Source organism: Paenibacillus xylanexedens (assembly GCF_001908275.1).
Classification (GTDB): Bacteria; Bacillota; Bacilli; order Paenibacillales; family Paenibacillaceae; genus Paenibacillus; species Paenibacillus xylanexedens_A.
Genome location: NZ_CP018620.1, coordinates 191,437 through 211,503 on the forward strand (window position 1 = coordinate 191,437; position 20,067 = coordinate 211,503).

At 47.9% G+C, this 20,067-nt stretch carries 16 protein-coding genes; 1 reads left to right on the plus strand and 15 read right to left on the minus strand.

The window, feature by feature from the left end; translation table 11 throughout:
* Positions 1-224 precede the first annotated feature (224 nt).
* Positions 225-2,018: a vWA domain-containing protein gene (locus tag BS614_RS00685; RefSeq protein WP_074092590.1), complete on the minus strand. Its 1,794-nt coding sequence runs from the start codon at positions 2,016-2,018 to the stop codon at positions 225-227.
* Positions 2,019-2,426: 408 nt separating this feature from the next.
* Between BS614_RS00685 and BS614_RS00690 the strand changes: the two genes are divergently transcribed.
* A complete protein-coding gene (locus tag BS614_RS00690) occupies positions 2,427-3,359 on the plus strand; it encodes a hypothetical protein (protein ID WP_074092591.1) in 933 nt (310 codons plus the stop codon).
* 492 nt (positions 3,360-3,851) lie between these two features.
* Here BS614_RS00690 and BS614_RS00695 read toward each other — a convergent pair whose 3' ends face one another.
* The 14 genes from BS614_RS00695 to BS614_RS00755 all read right to left on the minus strand — a co-directional run bounded on the left by BS614_RS00695 (position 3,852) and on the right by BS614_RS00755 (position 20,044).
* The gene (locus BS614_RS00695) at positions 3,852-5,459 is read right to left on the minus strand and encodes a DEAD/DEAH box helicase (RefSeq protein ID WP_074092592.1); all 1,608 of its coding nucleotides are present in this window, start codon (positions 5,457-5,459) and stop codon (positions 3,852-3,854) included.
* A 1,462-nt stretch (positions 5,460-6,921) separates the two neighbouring features.
* Entirely contained in the window at positions 6,922-8,373 is a 1,452-nt protein-coding gene (locus BS614_RS00700) for a SulP family inorganic anion transporter (protein ID WP_074092593.1), read from the minus strand.
* A 157-nt stretch (positions 8,374-8,530) separates the two neighbouring features.
* Entirely contained in the window at positions 8,531-8,659 is a 129-nt protein-coding gene (locus tag BS614_RS32315) for a hypothetical protein (RefSeq protein ID WP_280523081.1), read from the minus strand.
* 229 nt (positions 8,660-8,888) lie between these two features.
* Complete coding sequence (locus BS614_RS00705) at positions 8,889-10,559, minus strand: ABC1 kinase family protein (protein WP_074092594.1); 1,671 nt, start codon at positions 10,557-10,559, stop codon at positions 8,889-8,891.
* Positions 10,560-10,940: a phasin family protein gene (locus BS614_RS00710; RefSeq protein WP_074092595.1), complete on the minus strand. Its 381-nt coding sequence runs from the start codon at positions 10,938-10,940 to the stop codon at positions 10,560-10,562.
* Between the two features lie 72 nt (positions 10,941-11,012).
* The gene (locus BS614_RS00715; RefSeq protein ID WP_074092596.1) at positions 11,013-11,651 is read right to left on the minus strand and encodes a ThuA domain-containing protein; all 639 of its coding nucleotides are present in this window, start codon (positions 11,649-11,651) and stop codon (positions 11,013-11,015) included.
* 42 nt (positions 11,652-11,693) lie between these two features.
* Positions 11,694-12,416: an SDR family oxidoreductase gene (locus BS614_RS00720; protein WP_235193706.1), complete on the minus strand. Its 723-nt coding sequence runs from the start codon at positions 12,414-12,416 to the stop codon at positions 11,694-11,696.
* Positions 12,417-12,594: 178 nt separating this feature from the next.
* Positions 12,595-14,094, minus strand: coding sequence for a cobyrinic acid a,c-diamide synthase CobB (locus BS614_RS00725; RefSeq protein WP_244898242.1), 1,500 nt, complete (start codon positions 14,092-14,094; stop codon positions 12,595-12,597).
* A 205-nt stretch (positions 14,095-14,299) separates the two neighbouring features.
* Positions 14,300-15,130, minus strand: a complete 831-nt coding sequence (locus BS614_RS00730) for a uroporphyrinogen-III synthase (protein WP_074092598.1) — start codon at positions 15,128-15,130, stop codon at positions 14,300-14,302.
* Positions 15,131-15,260: 130 nt separating this feature from the next.
* Positions 15,261-16,463 (minus strand): GerAB/ArcD/ProY family transporter, encoded by a 1,203-nt coding sequence (locus tag BS614_RS00735; RefSeq protein ID WP_074092599.1) that lies wholly within the window; start codon positions 16,461-16,463, stop codon positions 15,261-15,263.
* 55 nt (positions 16,464-16,518) lie between these two features.
* Positions 16,519-16,740 (minus strand): hypothetical protein, encoded by a 222-nt coding sequence (locus BS614_RS00740; RefSeq protein ID WP_017691831.1) that lies wholly within the window; start codon positions 16,738-16,740, stop codon positions 16,519-16,521.
* Entirely contained in the window at positions 16,733-17,932 is a 1,200-nt protein-coding gene (locus BS614_RS00745) for a Ger(x)C family spore germination protein (protein ID WP_074092600.1), read from the minus strand. The genes BS614_RS00740 and BS614_RS00745 overlap by 8 nt, the downstream gene beginning before the upstream one ends.
* Before the next feature lie 4 nt (positions 17,933-17,936).
* Entirely contained in the window at positions 17,937-19,532 is a 1,596-nt protein-coding gene (locus BS614_RS00750; protein WP_074092601.1) for a spore germination protein, read from the minus strand.
* Positions 19,533-19,708: 176 nt separating this feature from the next.
* Entirely contained in the window at positions 19,709-20,044 is a 336-nt protein-coding gene (locus BS614_RS00755; RefSeq protein ID WP_036612792.1) for a hypothetical protein, read from the minus strand.
* Positions 20,045-20,067: the final 23 nt, after the last annotated feature.

A 20,067-nucleotide genomic window follows, 5' to 3' on the forward strand; every position in this document is an offset into this window, starting at 1 on the left:
ACTCCGATGACAGAACAACCTTCCGATCGCTGTTATCCCCAGATTTTTTGATTCTCTTTTTCAACGGTGAAAATCTGGGGATAGCGTATGCTTCCGATGCAGCTTTCTTTCAGAAAGCTTTTAGGCGAACGCTTTCGCTTCTCCAGCTTTTTTCTGTCCTCTGCGTTCTCGTGTAAATGGATTAGTTCAACTTATATAGCTTACATTCATTTAGCTATAATCCTTCACACCAAATACTCGATCAAAATCGTTTTGTCCGCCTGTTGCAGCGGGATGCTCAGTCGGTCACCGTTCTTCAGTTCAACGCCTGAGCTTGCATCGACTGCACGACCGGATTTCTCCAACGTACCGCCTGCGGTGTTACGGATTATAATTCGATCCCCATTGCTGGGCGTAAATACATATTTTTCGGTTTCCTTCAGCTCAGGGTCCAGTTGCAACAACTGATGCAGATGAAATCTACCGCGGAAGGATACCAGCTTTTTATATTGTGGATATGACTTGTCTCCCGTGTTCTCATCACGAATCTCCACAACCATCTGACCTACAAATCCGCGGTTTTTGCGTTTCAGCCAGCCCATCAGGAACCAGGCACCAACACCGACCACAATCAGAGCTATAACACCCAGAATGACAGGTAACCAAGGAAACGGCTTGTCCTGTTCACCGCCTGACGTTGTCGGTTGAGTTCCACTTCCGGCTGCTCCGCTCGCGTTGATCGTGATTGGCTCACTTTCACGGTAGAAGCTGTCTTCTTCCGCACGGATGAGTAATTCATAGTTATGATTGTCTGGTACTTCAAACGTTCCGGCAAAACCAGAACCTGTGTTTTCCAGCGGTTGTTCCTCGCTTTTACCTGTATCTACATCTTTCACAACCAGCGTGGCCTTCATATCTGTATACAGATCATTATCCTGAAGCGGCTGACCGCCATTCTCCAGTTTGGCTGCAAGATCAACCTTGTCCCCTTTGGTATAGGACTTGGTCTTAATTGGGTCCACAACGAGCTGAAGATCATAGTTGAACAACAGGTTGATATCGATGCTGTCTTTCGGAGCCCCTTTTACCCGAAGTTTCCAGTCTCCTTCTTGGGGTTTCAACAGCTTAACGAGTGAATAACTCTTCGACGTCGAGAGCTTAGCTGCATCCGAGTTCAGATCCACGGCTTGTCCGGAAGGGTCCGTCAATTGCACTTCCACCAGCTTCGAGGACATGATCGAGATGTTCGCTTCCAGTACACTGTCATTCGGCACGTTCACGGTAACTTCCTGATAACTGCCGTTTCCCGTTACAGAGGGCAGCTTCACCACATTCAGTTTGGCATGATCGGCGAAGATCTCACTCAAAATCTGTGGCAGATCATCCGGTGTATCGGTAATGAATGACTTGCCTCCGGTCTGCTGGGCCAGATCTGCGAGTGCATTCTTGTTCAGCTTGCCATCCGCGTTCAGTCCAATCGTATACACCGGAATGCCCTGATCCTGTGCTTCCTTCACGGCTTTTGCCAGATCAGCGTCGGATTGTGCCTGTGTACGGCCTTTGGTTTTGTTAAAGTCATTGTTACCATCCGCCAGCAGCACGATCATCGGCGAGTGGGATGGGTCTGCACCATGATTCAGTATGTTCACGGCTTCGGCGACACCAACAGAGACATCGGTATATGGCCCCCGGCCGAGCTGATCAATAAAATCTTTCAGGCTGCTCTTGTCCGCATCGGACTGAATCTCCAGCATAGCCTTTTCCCGCTCCACCTGATCGGTATAAGCGACAATCCCTACCTTGTCCCCCTGGACTGGCAGCATATCAATAAACATTTTCATGGCTTCATTACTGATCTTGTCACGGTCACTTGTATTCATTGAGTTACTTACATCGGCTACAAGTACCGCATCGATTCCGCTCGTCTGTGCCTGAGCCGCTGCAGCTTGTGGCAGCAACGCTTGAGGTAGCAGTAGCGTTAGAATTGCCAGCAGAACCATCGTTCCGCTGAGCCAGCGTATTTTGCGTGTCCGCAGCATTGGGTGTACTCCTTCACGTTTGAGATTAAAATGGGAATAGTTTATTATAGGCGTCAAGCCTTAAGGAAATCTTAACAGTCTACTAACAAATTCTGAAAAGCACCCCTATCTTGAGTTACAGTTTTGTAATGACTGACAAAAATCGACGATTTCATGCCTTGAACTGGCACAAAAGTACCAACTATGGAAATATGATATAGTTATTGCCAGCAAACTGCAATATAACAACGCTTGTTCACCAAGCCATAGAAGGGAACGGATTATGGTTACATACGGATGCCTCGCCATATTGTTTCTTTTTGTCATTATAAAGGGTTTTGCACTCCAGCTTCATCGGAGGAAACCAATTTCCCGCGAAGACACGGATCGTACCCTCTACACTATTCTGAATGGTGAGCGTGATTAAGCATGAGTACTAAACTAGTTGTATCCATAAGACCATTTCAACGAACGACATATGCCTATGAAAAGTTGCAAGTCTGCTCACGTTGTGGACAGTATACCTGCCTATGGGAAGATGAGTGCACGGCCTGTGGCCGGGGTACCCTCAATTCCGTTCAAGCGAAGGCAACTTCCCGTGTGAAACGTCGAATTGCACGCGACCTGTTCATTACGATATTGTTCGGTGCAGCTGCCACCTATTTTGGTGAAACCATTGATCAGACCATGGCGGCAGCCAGCGTTTCCCTGCTGCTTCTGGCCTTACTGATCTTCATGCAGAAACGTTCGTTCGAGGTAGAGCAGCAGCGCGAGTTGAAGCGCACGTTGCAACAGGATGAGGAAATCATCCGCCAGGGTATTAACCGCAACTGGGCTCTGGTCGCCGAAGCACGAAAGCAGGATGAAGCACTTGCCTATGAGATGCTCCGCGAGATCGGCTCACTCGTTTACAATGACCGGATTCGACTGCAACAGCTTGCGCTGTTACAATCCTTTGTCCTGCGCAGTGATATGGATCTGCAGCTCAAGCCCTTGCTGTTACGCAGCTTTGAACGGCTGCTCGCTGAATATATCGGTGAGATTGCTCGGCTTAAGCCGGATTTGATCCGGGAAGATGCGATTCGTTATATCGCGACCTATGAAGTGAACATTTTACAGCTCCACAATGGAATTCAGATACTTACAGCCGTAGCTGCTGCTGCCGTGCGCAAGAGCAAATATATTGAGTTATTCCCTAGTCTTATTACCCGCTACGCCCGCTTTATGCCCAAGGATCGCTTCATGCGGCTCTATCACACGATTGAACGCTATCCAAGCAAGGCACGCGGGGGTCTGGCAGAGTCGGTAGGCCGGGTGTATAACGAGAAATATCGGGATCAATACGCAGATGTTCAGCTGTAGGGATAATATTTTGAGAAAGAAAAACGTAGTTTAGTGCAAACTCACTCCCTGTATATAGACGAATGCAATTTTGTCCACCCCTGCATGCGCGTCAGCACCACAGATCGAAGGTTATGCTTCTAATGATATAAGAATTAATCCAAAAACACCCCATCCTTAGGTCTAGGATGAGGTGTTTTGAATTTTATGGCAGTCTGCCAAATGCTATACGCAGTACACGAAAAAAAAGAAAAACTAGATGGTGAATACCTAAATGGCATCTTCCATGGATCAAGCAGGCGCGCCAACGGACACTCGCAGATGACAAAAAGAATAAGCGGAATTGATCATCTGTACTGGTGAAAAAAGGGCCGCGACGTGGTTCCGTCGCGACCCTTGATCTGAAGGTTCGGTACATCTGTACCCGAACCCTCTCATATGTGCCATGCCAAACCCTGTGGCATGGCATGTTGCCTGCGCAATTGCGGCTGCATCGCCGCTTGCGCCAAGGCTTTACCGTCCGCGACGAGAATCGCGACGGTCACCCTTCGCCGGTCCGCGTCCTGCGGATTCCGGACGGCGAGAGCCTTCGCTGCTGCGCCCGGAGGTGCGCTTGTCGGCACTACGGCCAGCCCAGCCGCTGCTAGCTGCACCGCGTCCGCCTTGACCCGCTGCACCACGACTGCTGTCGCTGCTGCGCGCGGAACCACGACCTGCGCTGCGCTCGTCGCCACTGCGACCCGCACCGCGTCCACCTTGACCTGCTGCTCCGCGACTGCTGTCGCTGCTGCGGCCACCGCTACGACCACCACTGCGTCCGCCTTCACTGCGGCCACCTTCGCCACCGCGGGAACCACGCCCCCCACGTCCGCCATCTCTGCGATCGTTACGGCCTGCACCGCGACGGGCACTACCAGTTCCGGAAGAGCGTCCGCCTGAACGTTCGTCATCCCCTTGACTGTTGATGGAACGTCTAGCTGCTCCAGTTGAAGCAATTGGACCTTCGCTTGTCCACTGGATACGGGACAGCTTCTGGTCGATCCCTTGTTCAATACGTGCAAGTTCCGGTCTGTCGTGCTCTGTTGCAAACGTTACAGCAAGACCTGTACCGCCTGCACGGCCTGTACGACCAATCCGGTGGATATAACTTTCCGCATCATGCGGCATATCGTAGTTAAATACATGCGTGACACCTTCAACATCAAGTCCACGTGCAGCTACATCTGTAGCAACCAGCACTTGCAGTTTGGCATCGCGGAACGCTTTCATTACGTTCTCACGCTTGGATTGGGACAGATCTCCATGAAGTTCATCACTTGCATAACCTGCTTCACGCAGATCTTGGTTCAGCTTGGATGCACGACGCTTGGTCCGGCAGAAAATAATCGCCAAGTATGGGCGATACGTATCAATCATGCCGCGAAGCGCTTCTAATTTACCACGATCCGTGCATTCCAGCACTTGCTGGCGAATTTGTTTGATCGGAATAACAGATTGAGAAGATACCTTCACATCTTCCGGATCTTTCATGTAGGTCTTCGCCAGGTTACGAATGCCCTTAGGCATCGTTGCTGAGAACAGCATTGTCTGACGTTTGTGTGGTAGCTCGCTAAGAATCGTCTCCACATCGTCCAGAAAGCCCATGTGCAGCATTTGGTCGGCTTCATCCAACACCAGTTTTTTCACATTATCCAGCTTCAGCGTGCCACGGCGCAGGTGATCCAGCAGACGACCCGGTGTACCAATAACGATCTGGGTACCGTTCTGCAATTTACGCAGTTGCTTGTCCACATCCTGCCCGCCGTATACGGCAAGCACGTGCAGTTTATCGTCGTTTGCCGTGAGCTTTTTCGCTTCTTCCGTAATTTGCAGCGCAAGCTCACGCGTAGGCGCGATAATCAGCGCTTGTGGCGAACGGTCGGATACGTTAATTTTCTGAATAATCGGTAGCAAAAATGCCAGCGTTTTCCCTGTTCCTGTCTGTGCCTCAGCGATAATATCGCGTCCACCCAGCAGTACCGGAATCGAACGCTCCTGTACCGGAGTCGGCACGGCGATGCCCTGATGTTTCAGGATCTCGCACCATTCCGGGCGAATGCCCAGTTGTTCAAAGTTTGCCAATCGTTACACCTCTGTATATTCATTTAGATAAGTCCATTTCATAATGACTCAGTATCAGTATCTGCCATCAAGACTAGTTTTCCTTATATCAATCATGATTATGAAATGAATTTTTTAAAAAGCAATCCACTCGTTGCTCTTCTTCTCCATACCCTGTAGTTTACACGTTAGTCAAGCAAAACAAAAGGGGATACAGCGTTACACCCCCAACTTGTAGCACAAAATCCCAAGATCAGCTTAACTTGTATCGACCAAGTGAGTTTGAGGTTGGTTTTGAGAGTAACTATAGGAGCCCCTCTGAGAATGATGATGAGTGGAGTAAGCTAAAGCGCTAGCTCGAAGTATGACTCTGACTCTGTAGAATGGGATTGAGGATTGAGGATTGAACTGCACGTGGTCAGCCGGAGGTTATAACGGGTTGCACTGTCTAATAGTGCTCCTTGAGAAAGATGTAATGGATCGTTATGTTCATAACCCAAGATAGTTTAGTGACATCGTTGAGATTGAAATAGCTGCTATGATTCTATAAATTGTTATGAAGGATATCCTAAAAAATGATCAAAAGGAAGCGATTTTGCGAAAGTTTCAGGAATTGAAAGGTACCTTACATAACTCTGTACATTAAGATCAAGATTCAAGATTTCTCGCGGTTCGAAAATAGCTCTTACGATGAAACCTCCTATGTACCACTAATCCTAACGAATCCAGGACACCCTATTACGCCAATTAGAGCCGTTTGGATTTTCTAACGAACTCCAGTCACCTTATTACTCGGAAATACCCGCGAAACTGCATCAGTGTAGGTGTAATCAGCAAAATAAGATGTCTGAGATTCGTTAAAATAACGAAAACATGAAATAACCCCATATAAGACTTGCCAGGTTCGTTAGAATTTACACATAGGGAAGGACACAAGCTCAAGAACAATAACATCAGTTACAGCAATAACACAGCTACTAGAACCAGAACATCTACTACAGAAACTAGAACCAGGAACAACAACAACAACAACAACAACAACAGCAACAGCAACAGCAACAATCAACACTACCTATACTCTTACTTTTACTCCAATTACAACTTTTACTACAACTACAACTTCTACTAGAACTACCACTACCACCATTAGAACTACTACTACTACTTCTACTTCTTCGTTCTTTTTCTGTTCTCTTCTTCACTGTACACACCACACACTCTAATAAAAAAAACAACGACGCCCTCTCCCCGAACTTACATTGGGAAAACGTGCGCCGCTGATAAAAAGTATCTTTTTATGTTATCTACTACATAGGGCTGTCACATGTCTGCTCACCATTATTTTAGGACAGTAGCCCTTGATAACTTCATTGCTTGTTTTAGATCCTTAATTCCAGATTTAGTGAACCGTTCATTTTTCACCTTGTCTGCGTAACTACGTTTAGACATTGCACCTTTGGACAACAACCTTCGTCCGAACAAGTTACAAACGGTGCCCTCCAGCTGTGGCAAATCCACTCCGTTCAAGAATGCGAGTGCTCTCCTCATTCAACCCGCGCAGGTGCACGGTTTTGCCAAGCTTTGCGTATTTGAACTTCACTTTGCCAATAGCCACAACCGCAGTGTTATCCCAGATATGTGACCCTCCGAAATCAATCGTGATTTCCTTCGGATCGGCCTCTGCATCGAACTCATCCACGAATCGGGACGAAGAACCAAAGAAGAATGGTCCGTGAACCCGGTACACCTTCTGCCCTTGTTCCTGACTCGCCTGTACGTGGATCTTGGTCTGTTTCCAGCCAAAATGCAGCACACTGAGCACAACGCCGACCATGACCCCGATCGACAGATCGTGGGTATAGACCACAATCGCCACCGTCACGATCATGACAAAGGCTTCCGCCCGCGGTACGCGAGCAATATTTTTGATGGAGCTCCAGTCGAATGTTCCGATACACACCATAAACATTACACCGACGAGCGCACCCATCGGCACCTGTTTCACCACACCGCTAAACAGCAGCAACAGGATCGCGAGAAACGCACCCGCAGTAAACGTCGATAATCTTCCACGTCCGCCAGACTTCACATTAATGACCGACTGCCCGATCATCGCACAGCCGCCCATACCGCCAAACAAGCCGTTCACGAAATTTGCGATCCCCTGACCACGCACTTCACGGTTCTTGCTGCTCTTGGTCTCGGTCATCTCATCCACGATGGTTGCCGTCAGCAGAGATTCCAGCAATCCAACCAGTGCCATGGTGAATGAATATGGGAGCAGAATCATCAGTGTATCCCAAGTCCATGAAATATTCGGCAAATGGAACATCGGCAGAGTACTCGTTATATTTCCCATGTCACCGACTGTTCTTACGTCGAGATGAAACACCAAGGTAATAATCGTCATCACGATGATTGCAATCAGTGGAGCTGGAACGCCTTTGAAAAACCGTGGCAAAATATAAACGATCGCCAGCGTGCCCGCTACCATCGCATACATGATCCAGTTTGCTCCTGTGAAGTGGGTTAACTGCGCCATAAAGATCAGTATAGCCAGTGCATTCACGAATCCGGTCAGTACCGAATGAGGCACAAACGTAATAAACCGTCCAACCTTAAATATGCCCAGTAGAAACTGGATAATGCCCGTCAATATCGTCGCTGCAAAAAGATATTCCACGCCATAATCCTTGACGAGTCCAACCATCAGTACCGCCATGGCACCGGTTGCCGCCGAGATCATACCTGGTCTTCCACCAGCAATCGAGATCACAATCGCAATCGTAATCGAAGCGTACAATCCGACCATCGGATCGACACCGGCAATGATGGAGAAAGCAATGGCTTCCGGAATTAACGCCAGCGCTACCGTAATGCCTGCCAGCACGTCTCCGCGAATGTTGCCAAACCATTGTTGTTTTAAAGTATTCATATGTTCTTTGCCGTTCCTCCTACGTGTATTCCTTATAATGGACAATCCTACTGAAGAGTAACGGAAGCCGTTCACACTAACCAACTACCCAGGAAAGCACAAAACAACGGATTCCTCTCCGCATCATTCATATGCCCTTGCCTGAGCTGCATCATTATCAATCTGTGTAATCTTGACGGGTTAATGAGCGCTCACGTCTTTTCCGTTCCAGTGTATACCGCTGATGTTCCATTACTGTCTTCAGTTGTTTTACTCGTGCCACATCAGGAGCTGATCCTGATGCCAATAGGTTTTCCCCTCTCAGAAAAACCGGGTCCGTTAATGTACTGACCTATTATTATAGTCACAGGACCGGATATGTACTAATACAGTTAAGGCGAAAAAACAGAACCTTTTCTTCTATTATCTTAATCTTTCTATAATTTACTCACCAATTCTCTATTCACAAAAAGTAACCCGCAAAGATCCTTTGAAGAAAGTCTCTTTACGGGTATTCTTGTGATGTAATGCTGTTGCTAGAACCTTCCCGATTTGAATATCGAATAGAGCAGGAAAGCCACCATCAAAATCGCCACCAGGAAACCAATCTCAATGACCGGAATATCCCACAGCATCGTGGACTGATGACTGATCGACGAACCGATAATCAAGCCCACCATAATGATACAGAAGGCAAGTAACACAATACTGAAAGACAGCCGATTGCTGATCTGGTCCATTCTGCGCATGAGTGCATCCAGTTCAGGGACACTAATCTCCAGCCTCAGCTTGCCTTTGCTAATAATGGATGATAATTGCCTTAACTGCCCTGGCAGACCAATGACACTCTCGGCCATATCGGCCGCACTGCGGAACAAGCGATTCTTGATTCTTCCAGCGCTAAAACGTTCCTTGATCAGCTTCCGCCCAAAAGGCTCGGCCATATCTACAATGCTCAGGGAAGGATCGAGATGTTCAATTACACCTTCCATCGTAAGCAACGACTTACCGAGCAGCAGAATATCGGCAGGCATCACAACTCGGTGCCTCTGGGCTACGCCGAACAAGTCATTCAATGCCTGACCCACACTGATCTTGGAAAAGGGAATATCGTAATATTTGCTACGCAACTTGTCCAAATCCACATGAAGCCCACGCAGATCCATGTCATCAGGCATCATGCCCAATTTCTCAATTGCCCGGATCATACTGTCCGTATCTTTGCGCATTAATCCAATAATAAGCGAAGCCAGTTGCTGTTTCATCTCGTCGCTCAGACTGCCCACCATACCGAAGTCTATAAAAGCAAGACGTCCATCCTTCAATACCATCAGATTGCCCGGATGTGGGTCAGCGTGAAAGAAACCCTGAATAAAAATCTGATTTAATAATGAATCCACCAGCCGCTCGGCAATGTTGTTCAGATCATGGCCGCGTCTGACCAGTTCTTCACGATCATTAAGTTTGATACCTTCGATATATTCCATAGTGAGTACGCGTGATGAAGTCTGATCCCAGTAAATTGTGGGGATTTTCACCTTGTTGTCCTGTTGGTATTGCTGTGCAATCTTTTCCGTATTTCGGCCTTCGACCGTATAATCCAGCTCAGCCATCAGTGCCTGAGCATATTCTTCGACCATTTGCGGAATCTGATATTGCTTCACCCAGTCCCAGCGCTTCTCGGCCATGGCTGTCAGTTCACGCAAGATATCCAGGTCACGCTGCACAATACGCGATATACCGGGACGCTGAATCTTGATGGCTACCGATTCACCGCTTTGAAGTTTGCCCAGATGCACCTGTCCAATGCTGGCCGCAGCTACAGGGGTATCCTCGAACCGGGAAAAGATCTCCTCCAGCGGTGTATCCAATTCCTGTTCCAAAATACCCCGTGCCGTCTCGGAAGAGAACGGCGGGACCTGATCCTGCAACTTCACCAACTCACGAATGACAGACTCAGGCAACAGATCTGCCCTTGTGCTTGCGAGTTGCCCCAGCTTGACGAAAGCTGGCCCCAGCTCCTGCAGCACAAGCCTGATGCGTTCACTCAGCGTTTTGGTGGTGTGTGCTTCACGCGACATCCACCGTCTGGGCAGAGCCAGCAGCTGGAACAAACCCAGCTCCTCGACCATATAACCGAAGCCATGACGCACTAGCGCCATGGCAATTTCACGGTATCTGCCGACATGTTTGATTCGCACTGCCATCTACTCGATCTCGTTTCCTTTGAGAGGAGGAGGAACTTCAAGTGGAGCTGGGGATTCATCAGGTTGAAGCTGTAGTGAGTGGCCCAGTTCGGCAAGTTTTTTCTCCAGAACGGCAACGCGCTGTTCCAGACTGGTTACATCACTTTCGGATGCCACACCAGCTTCCTGAAGCACACGCTTGACCTGTTCTTGAATCACTCTCTTGAACTGGCCTTGCTCTTCATCGCCCCGTTCCAGCAGGCGTTCAACCAAAGCTTTGGATTCACCGGGTGCAAGTTCCCCGCGTTTGACCAAATCATCCACGGTTTTCTCAATTTTTTCTTTGCTTACGACAGTAAGACCAAGCCCTAACGAGATCGCCTTTTTGAACAAATCGCTCATTTTTGTCATCCTCCTCTTCGTTGATCTCTATATTATACCCCTTACACTCCGCATGCAAAAATGTCAGTCCGATCAGACGTAACGTGCAGCCCATTTGCCTGCTTGCAGCAGTAACTTGCGGTACGTTTCGTGTGCAAAAGACGGTACATGGTGACCCGGCATCAGATAAACAATACGTCCAACACCATATCGATGAGCCCAAACCGCAGGCTTTGGTCCATCTTCGGATTGATATTCCAGCAATATTTTCGTTTCGGCAAAAGAACCAAATTCGAACTGATACGGCTCTTCTTCCATTGTGAAATTCGAAATGCCCTCCGTCACGGGATGGCTTTCCGCCGTTACAGTGAATTCAAGCGGTGCATACGCCGGATGATGCAGGAACTTGGCACCGATCATCTGTTTGAGCTCATAACGATTTTGGAGCGAAATGCCGTTATGTATAATGACCAGTCCACCTCCATTACTTACATAGGACAACAAACCTGCTGTCTGCTGTGGAGAGACTTTACCCTTCCAATCGTCCATGTATGAGATACATACATCAAACCCGGTTATATTTTCTTGCAGCAGCATATTCCGATTCTCACTGCACTGCACAGTCATAGTATCATGGAAAATTCGGCTAATCTCCGCATCCACCCCCTGAAGCGGGTGCCAATCCGGATGTGTATAATCGCCAAGTAGTAATGCTTTTTTACGATGATCCATTCAATCAATCTCCTTTCTTGTTCACCTCACTGTATCAATCAACTACCAGGGGAGCTTCTCTCCCTTGTAGTCCACATATGCGGGCTGATCTCCTTTAAACTGTTCATGGCGGTCGATAAGTACAGCAATATGCTGTGCAGATTGCTCGGGCGTGAGATCCGCAGCAACATCCAATTCGCCCCTCATATAACTCTGTACCCAACCGGGATGCACAAGCATCACTTGTCCGCCTTCATCCTTCAGACCATTGTGCACAAGACGGGCCTGCATGTTCAAAGCAGCTTTGGACATACAATAGGCATACCACCCATCCCGACTGCATTGTTCTATACTTCCAGCCTCGGAAGAGATATCAACAATCAGCTTGACCTGTCCTTGAAGAAGGAGGGGTAACAGGGAATGAGTCACACGCAGTGTACCTAAGGTGTTCACATTAAATACTTCAGCCATCTCCGCCATATTCAACGGCCCGCGGATATGATCCGTAATACTTCCTAGTATAGCCGCATTATTGATCAGCATATCCAAATGATTCGTATCCAGCTTCAATGTCTCCGTGAACAGAGCTACCGACAGGTCGTCCGCGATATCCAGTTCGATGGCGCGCAGATGGTCAGGATATCCTTCTGCAAGCATACGAATTCCCTCGGAATCTTCCACGTCCAGACCGGCCGCATACACAAGGTACCCTCTCTTCAGCATCTGTGCCGTCAAAGCCAATCCCAATCCTCGGGCAGCTCCCGTTACACATACGGTTCTCATCATGATGTCCCTCCCTCGCATAATGATTCTGTCTTTTATTCATTCCACATATTCATCTGAAAACCTTTAATTCAGAATGGGATCGCCAACTTCACGACCAAAGACTCAGGAGGTAAAAGTGAGATTAGAGCCATTTTGCTTATTGAATTCAGCTATCTATTCAAGCTATAAATAGCTGCTATTATCTCTGTATATATCGCTCCTGCCGATAGGCTGAACAATGTTCCACCCATCTTCGAGCGGCTGCCGGATAAGAGCCCAGATGAACGTGCGTATACCCCGCCACGATGTTGCCTGCGGCATATCCCTCTTGCTTCAAGCCACTTAACCCCTTGGTCTCATACGCATAAGGGATCGTTTCTTCATCACGATAGGTCATTGTCGAATAATGAAATTCATGACCCCTAAGTACTTCACCCTTTTTCAGCAAAAAGGAATCCCGAACGCTACTTGCTTCACGGTAGCCAAGCGCAGCGCGCTTCTTCTGCATCTGCACCTGTGCGGGGATAATGCCCGCCATGTCGAAAGTAACTCCCTCTCGGTCGGTCAACGTTTCTCCAAGCACCATGTAACCACCACACTCGGCAAATAAAGGCATGTTGGATTGTGCTGCCCGTCGAAGTCCTTCCAAGAACTTTTGGTTACCGGCAATCTCTGCTGCAAATTCCTCTGGAAACCCGCCGCCCAAATAGACGCTATCTACATCTGTTGGAATACCTTCACCAGCGAGCGGACTGAAGTATTGTAATTGAGCCCCGGCTACTTCGAGCAATTCCAGATTATCAGGATAATAGAAATTAAATGCCGCATCGCGCGCAACGGCAATGACAGGCTGCATCGCATATGATACATGTCGATTATTAACGTGGATCACTGAGTTGGAAAGTGACTCGTAACTTTGGCCTAATTCAGCATTAGCAGGATCAGCGTGGGCAGTAGCCGCAGGACTCACTTCTTCTGCATTCAAAGGCGGGGCGCTTGCCGCCAGAGCCAGAAGAAGATCCAGATCGGTGCCTTCCATCAGCACATCGGCAGCCCTCTGAAATAACGGCTCCAGTTCACCACGCTCAATGGCAGGTACCAGCCCCAAATGTCTCTCCGGAATGGACATGTCCTCGTCACGCTTCAGCCAGCCAACCACCGGAATGCCGCACATCTGCTCAATGGCTTTTTTCACAATCGTATAATGACCCGCACTTCCACACCGGTTGACGATCACTCCGGCAATATTTAATTCAGGCTCCAGCTGTTGAAAACCCAGGACAATCGCGGCCGCACTGCGAGCCATGCTGCGTACGTCCACAACCAGAATCACAGGGGTCTGCGTGACCAGAGCAATCTCTGCAGTTGAGCCTGTATTGCTGAGCGGATCTTTGCCATCGTAGAGACCCATAACGCCTTCAATAATGGAAATATCATGTCCCGCCGATGCCTTCTCGAACGTATCTCTCACGTATTCAGGCGATGTCATCCATGCATCCAGATTACGTGACGGTCTGCCCGTGACGGCGGTATGGTATGTCGGATCAATATAGTCCGGGCCACATTTGAACCCTTGTACACTCAAGCCACGCTGAGCAAGTGCTCTCATTAGCCCCAAGGTTACTGTCGTTTTTCCTGCACCACTTCCGGTGCCTGCAATGATAAGTCGGGGTCTGGCGTTACGATCTGCAATGGTCATCGTCATATCCACCTTTACTTCTAGATAAGAAAAGCTTCTGATCGAAGCACTATCAAGGATGTACATTCGTGTTTTAGTTATAACGTATAAATTCTATAATCTAAACAAAACCGCATCATATAGCGATGCGGTTAAGATTAATGCACACTCTTTATTCATGAAGCGACGCCAAAAGCTTTTGTCGAACTGATCTAAAAGCAGGCCACTAATCTCTAATCTTGGCCGCATGCCCTGCTGCAAAGTAACGTCCAAGCTCAACGATGAGTGCTCCCATCTTCTCTTCCTCCGGAATGACCAGTGCCTCAATGCCTTCTTCACGCATGGAGTTTGCGGTAACTTTACCTACAGACGCAGGAATTACACCTTGTCTGAAGGCTGCAAGCATCGGCTCAAGCTTGTCCTGGGAGGCCGCATATTGCGTCAGAAATCTAACCTGCGGCCCACTTGTGAACGCAACAGCATCTACTTCGAAATTTAGAATTTCATTCAATAACTGTTCCAGTTCTTCCTCTTCTGGCGGTACATGGCGGTAAGGAAGCACTTGTCTGACGATTGCACCTTGTTCTTCCAACCATGCAACGAGTTTGGGAGCTGTCTCCCCATGAAGCTGCAACATAACCTTTTTCCCTGCGAGATCATGTGGGGCGAATTCTCGAATAAGCCCGTCCGTGCTACCGTCATCATCTCGTACCAGCGGTGTTAACTTGCGCTTTTTGAGCGCATTCACTGTCTTGTATCCCCTTGCCGCAATTGAGGATTCCGATAATACATCCAACAATTGGCCTGCCACTTCCATATCCTCAGCCATTTCAAACAATGCATCCAATCCCATACCCGTAGTTAAAACCGTCCAGTCTGGCGGGTCTGAGATCCAGGATACCAGCCCATCTCTGATACTCCGATCATCCAGGAATACGGTCCCCTGTGCCGGTCGCACAAGCGGGATTCCACCCATTTTTTCAACCAGTATGGACATTTCTTTCGATTTTCGTGGTCCTGTCAATGCTACACGCACACCTGCCAAATGTTGAGCCATTCATGTTCCCCCCGTTAGTTCAGCCGAATGTTCATCAGTCTGACTACAGTATACAGGGTACTTCTGTGAAGGGAAACTGTGCTTTCCCTCTTTTTGCCCGTTCATCTATAAGGATTTTTGATGGAATGCATCAGGAAGGCTGGAGTTCTCCGCCATGAGAATCTTTCCGTCTTTTCTCTCCGTCCTTCTCCAAATCAGCCGATTTTTGTTCCGGCTCAGGTTTCTCTTTCTTTGACTGGTCTCCCGATCTCTGTTGGGTAGATTCTTTTTTATCCTTTTTGCGAGGACGAAGGAAAAGAAACAGCACAATAGGGAACATCACTTCAAATACAATGGCGATCCATGTCCATTCCCGGGTAAATCGATAAAGCTGAATGGCGTTTCTGAAAAACCAGAATGCACAAACAAAGCCTAACAATGCAACCGGACCTGTCATGACCTTTCCCGAAACTTTCGGAATCATTCGCTTCAGTCCCCAACAGACAAAGTACAGATCAAATGCAATTTTGGTAATCATGGTAGGCAAGGTTGCCGCTGCAAGCGCCAGGTCAAACCGGTCCAGAAAATCACTAATTTGCAACTGCCTTGCGAGTTCATACGAAGGGTATACTAGTCTGGAGGCAATGGGCACACCAATCGACGTGATGGTTTCCACCATAATCAGCATCATCACCAATCCCGAGATAATGATGCCCCATAACACAGGCTTGAAGCGAAAATCACTGCCCTTAACGACAAAAGGTAAGGCGATCATCTCCCCATAAAAAGAAAATATGTACCAACTCCCTTTGCCTACACCTGCCGTATCGACATGAAAATAGGGCATCAGATTATCCATATTCAACTGCTGAATAAGCATGAAAGGCACAATGATAGAGTTCAACAGGAACAGGGTAACATATAGTTCTGACATTCCGATCAACGAACCAAGCCCGCCTCTGACGATAAATACCGCCATAATCATGAGTGACAATACCACAATGGATATCGGCGTTGTCTCTAGCAAGGTTATACTTACATAGTCACCAATTAATCGGATATCTCTTGCGAATATGAAGAAAAAAAACAAAATGTACATCACGCCTGCGAGCCTTCCCATAAAGGGGAACCGGTCAGCAAGGGCCTCAAACAGATCCTGATTCGGAAATCTCCGCTGAATCCGACTTACCATCCACATGGATATAATCATCACGAAAATAACTGGCACATACGAGAGATAAGCGTGCTGTTCCGCATAAAAAATGGCCTGTGCATGGGGTTGAATCAACGTGCCCGTAATACTGAGTAGCAGCACGAGTAGTACAATCTGTCGAGAAGTCACACTTTGATTCATACAATACCTCCTTTCCATCATTCAAACTGTACTCCGCACCATTTCTAGCCCGTATCTATGGTAGCGGCAAGAATCGCTGGATGACATGGCTGATCCATACCGCTACAAAAAAGGTTTTACTTAAATGGGTTACATAGAGCCATAGGCCTGTCCCTAATGCAATGAGGCCATAGGATAACCAGCGATTAATGACCGCCGCCTGCTTCAGATGTCTGAAGTCCATCACAATTACAACGATGACCATCCCCAGATAGGTGAACAAAAGTGGTTTAATCATGTACGATATCCTCCTCAACGACACCGATCGGTTTATTGACTACCCCTACATTTTCAATAATGACGTGGGGGATAACGTTCACCTCAACATCAGGATAGATGTCATCCCATCGATCCTTCATTTTGTCCCACTCTTTAGGCAAGTGTTGATGGATCGACCGACCAATCCCGAGAATATCTGCATGATATTTTCGCTGTATTAATCGAACCCCTTCAACGATATCCTCTTTTATTTTTTTGTGGATCGCGTCATTTAATTTTAAAATCTCTTTTTCACGCAAATCACCGTAATTTGATTCGTTATCTACAACCACGCCTTTGGCGTACAATTGAACGGTCACAGTAACCTTGTCATTCTTGACACTGGGGTGCAACGAAGAATTGTTCTCATTCAGCTTGATGAATATATCTCCTTCTCCTCGCGGAGCCTTGACCATAACTTCCGGCGCATTGGCTTCCCCCATAGCGAGGATCAGGGCATCGGCGGGAGCCTTGTCAATCATGCCAACCAGCTTGTCTTTCTTGAACACAGCCAATCCATCCAGCTTGATATTTGTTTTGGCATCCTTCCAATCTTTTGGGACATTTTCCACTTTCGAAGCAACCGGCAGGAACGGATCTACACCATCACTAAGAATGGCATCTATAAACGTTTTGAGTGAACGTGGATTACGCATATTTAGAAAGCACAGCTCTCTCACCATCTCGGATGGGAATTTTTCTATAGGTGCATCCGTATCCATCACGGCGTATGCCTCACCTTTTGTGACGACTGGCAATGCTGAGAATCGGTTAAGCGGGTAACGTGTAAACAAATCGAGCATGGAGGCAACGCCGTCCCGGGCAAGATCTTCCCCAATGAGCATGGTACGGCGGTGCGCATAATAAATCTTGCGAGATAGCGCTTTTTGGCCCTCAAGTGTAGTCCCCCGTAGCGTCTTCGCCGTGTTGGACAACATGAACCATGATTTGTCCCCGCTTGTACCTCCGCCGCCTCCCGTACTGCCAGAAGAACCGGATTGACCGGGAAGCGCAATCTGCAGACTGGATCTGTAGTTCTCCCCTTCCTTATCAATGGCAATTCCAATTACAAAGGCAATATCATTAATCTCCTTACGATCCCAGCATCCTGCTATGAAAAGGGTACACAGCAGTAACATCAACACAGCGCGGAATTTACGAATAAGAAACATGTGTTCACCATCCTTCCTCAGCTTCAGGCGAACCATTGATCTTGTCATTCATCCGTTTCTGGTTATCCTGAACCGTAGAAGGACGATGGATCATTTTCCACCACGGCACACGAATGAGAATATCTTTGGTATCTGTTTTACTGTACGGGCTAAGACCGGAGAGGTAAGGCACCCCGAACGAAGTCATCTGTGTCAGATGCACCGAAATCAGGACCAAACCGATTACAATCCCGTATAGTCCGAGCATGCCCGCCAGTAACATGATCGGAAATCGCAATAGGCGTACGGTGATCGCAAAGTTAAAACGCGGAATTGTAAAGGAAGCTATACCTGTCATGGATACGATAATAACCATTGGTGCGGACACAATCCCTGCCTGAACTGCGGCCTGCCCGATCACGAGCGCACCGAGAATACTAACTGCCTGACCTACCGTTTTCGGTAACCTGACCCCCGCTTCACGGAGGGCTTCGAACGATAACTCCATGATGAGGGCTTCCACCAAAGCCGGAAAAGGGATCGCTTCCCGTGCACCGGCAATACTCAGAATCAGCGTGGTAGGTAACATATCCTGATGAAATGTCGTTATCGAGATGTATAGCGCTGGTAGAAATAGAGCAATGGCTACGAATAAAAAGCGAATCCAGCGCACCAGATTACTGATGAAGAATCGTTCATAGTAGTCCTCACTGGCCTGCAGCATCTGCCACATCGTGACTGGAGCAATCAGCGCAAAGGGAGTACCGTCTACCATAATGGCAAACCGCCCTTCCAGCAGATTGCCCGCCACCGTATCCGGACGCTCGGAATAGTGCATCTGCGGGAATGGAGAATACGGGTGGTCTTCAATCAGTTCCTCGATATAACCTGACTCCAGAATGCCATCGATTTTGATTTTTTCCAGGCGTTTCTTCACATCCCGGATCAACTTCGGATCAGCAATATCCTCCATATAAGTCAGAACGATATCTGTCTTGGTTTCTGTGCCGAGGGTCATACTCACCATCTTGAGAGAGGGGGTTTTGAGCTTGAATCGCAATAAAGCTGTATTGACACGGAGTGTTTCGGTGAATCCTTCCCGTGGTCCCCGAATCACAGACTCCGTTTGTGGCTCCTCCACCCCACGTCTGACGCCGCCTTTAACGTTGAACATCCAAGCTTCATCTCTTCCATCGACCACCAGAAGTGCGGAAGATGCCAGTACCCCTTCTGTCGCAGCAGCCCAGGTTTTAACCCGCTTCACCTGCGTCAGCTCAACGGTTGTATCATCCAGTGGAACATCAGGTTCATCTGTGCGCTGCTGCACCAGACCTCGAATAATCGGACGCAGCATATGCTCCTGGATATCAGCCGAGTTAACAATGCCTTCAATATAAACCAGAAGTCCTTTGACTTCCGGCGTAATCATGACGTTGCGGAAAACCACATCAGAACAATCGGAGAAGATCTCTTTCACTGCTTTAATCTGAGTTTCATGTATTGTGCTGATGGGTTGCCGAATAAAAGGTGGGGACGGCAATCCCAGAGGGATATGTTTTTTTTCTTCTGGAGCTCGTTCGGGTTGTCGGGACTTGTCTTTCCCAGATGTTTTGTCCGCCATATGCCGCCCCTCCGTTCTTGTTTTTATACAAGGTAGCTTGTGCCAGACAGCTGGAAATTATGTGGTCTTTTTTGCAAAATTACGATTAAATTCTCTGAGTTCAGACAGCAAAAAGGCCTCTGTATTTAACAGAGACCTTCCTGAATATTCCAAATCCTGTTCAACCTATTTTTTAGTTAATCCGCAAAATAATCTTCAGGCACATAACGAATCTCCGACTTCGCATAGATGCTTAGCGTGTGGCTCTCCCTGTCGTATACTACCCGTTCACCATCTACGTAGTACCAGTGTTTCAAAAGGGGCTGATCCTTGCGTTGGACGAATCGAAATACATTCAGTTCCTGTCTAAGCTCCATAATCTGTTCCACAATCTGCTCGTCCAGACCCGTAACGGTAAATATGAAACTTGTACCCTCCTGTTGGAACCGATAGGACAGGGAATCTGTTTTGCTATTAGCTAATCCTCGTCCGGTCACCGCATGTTTAACCATAAACCATTCCTGTTGCGCCATACGTGTATATCCTCCTTCATCTT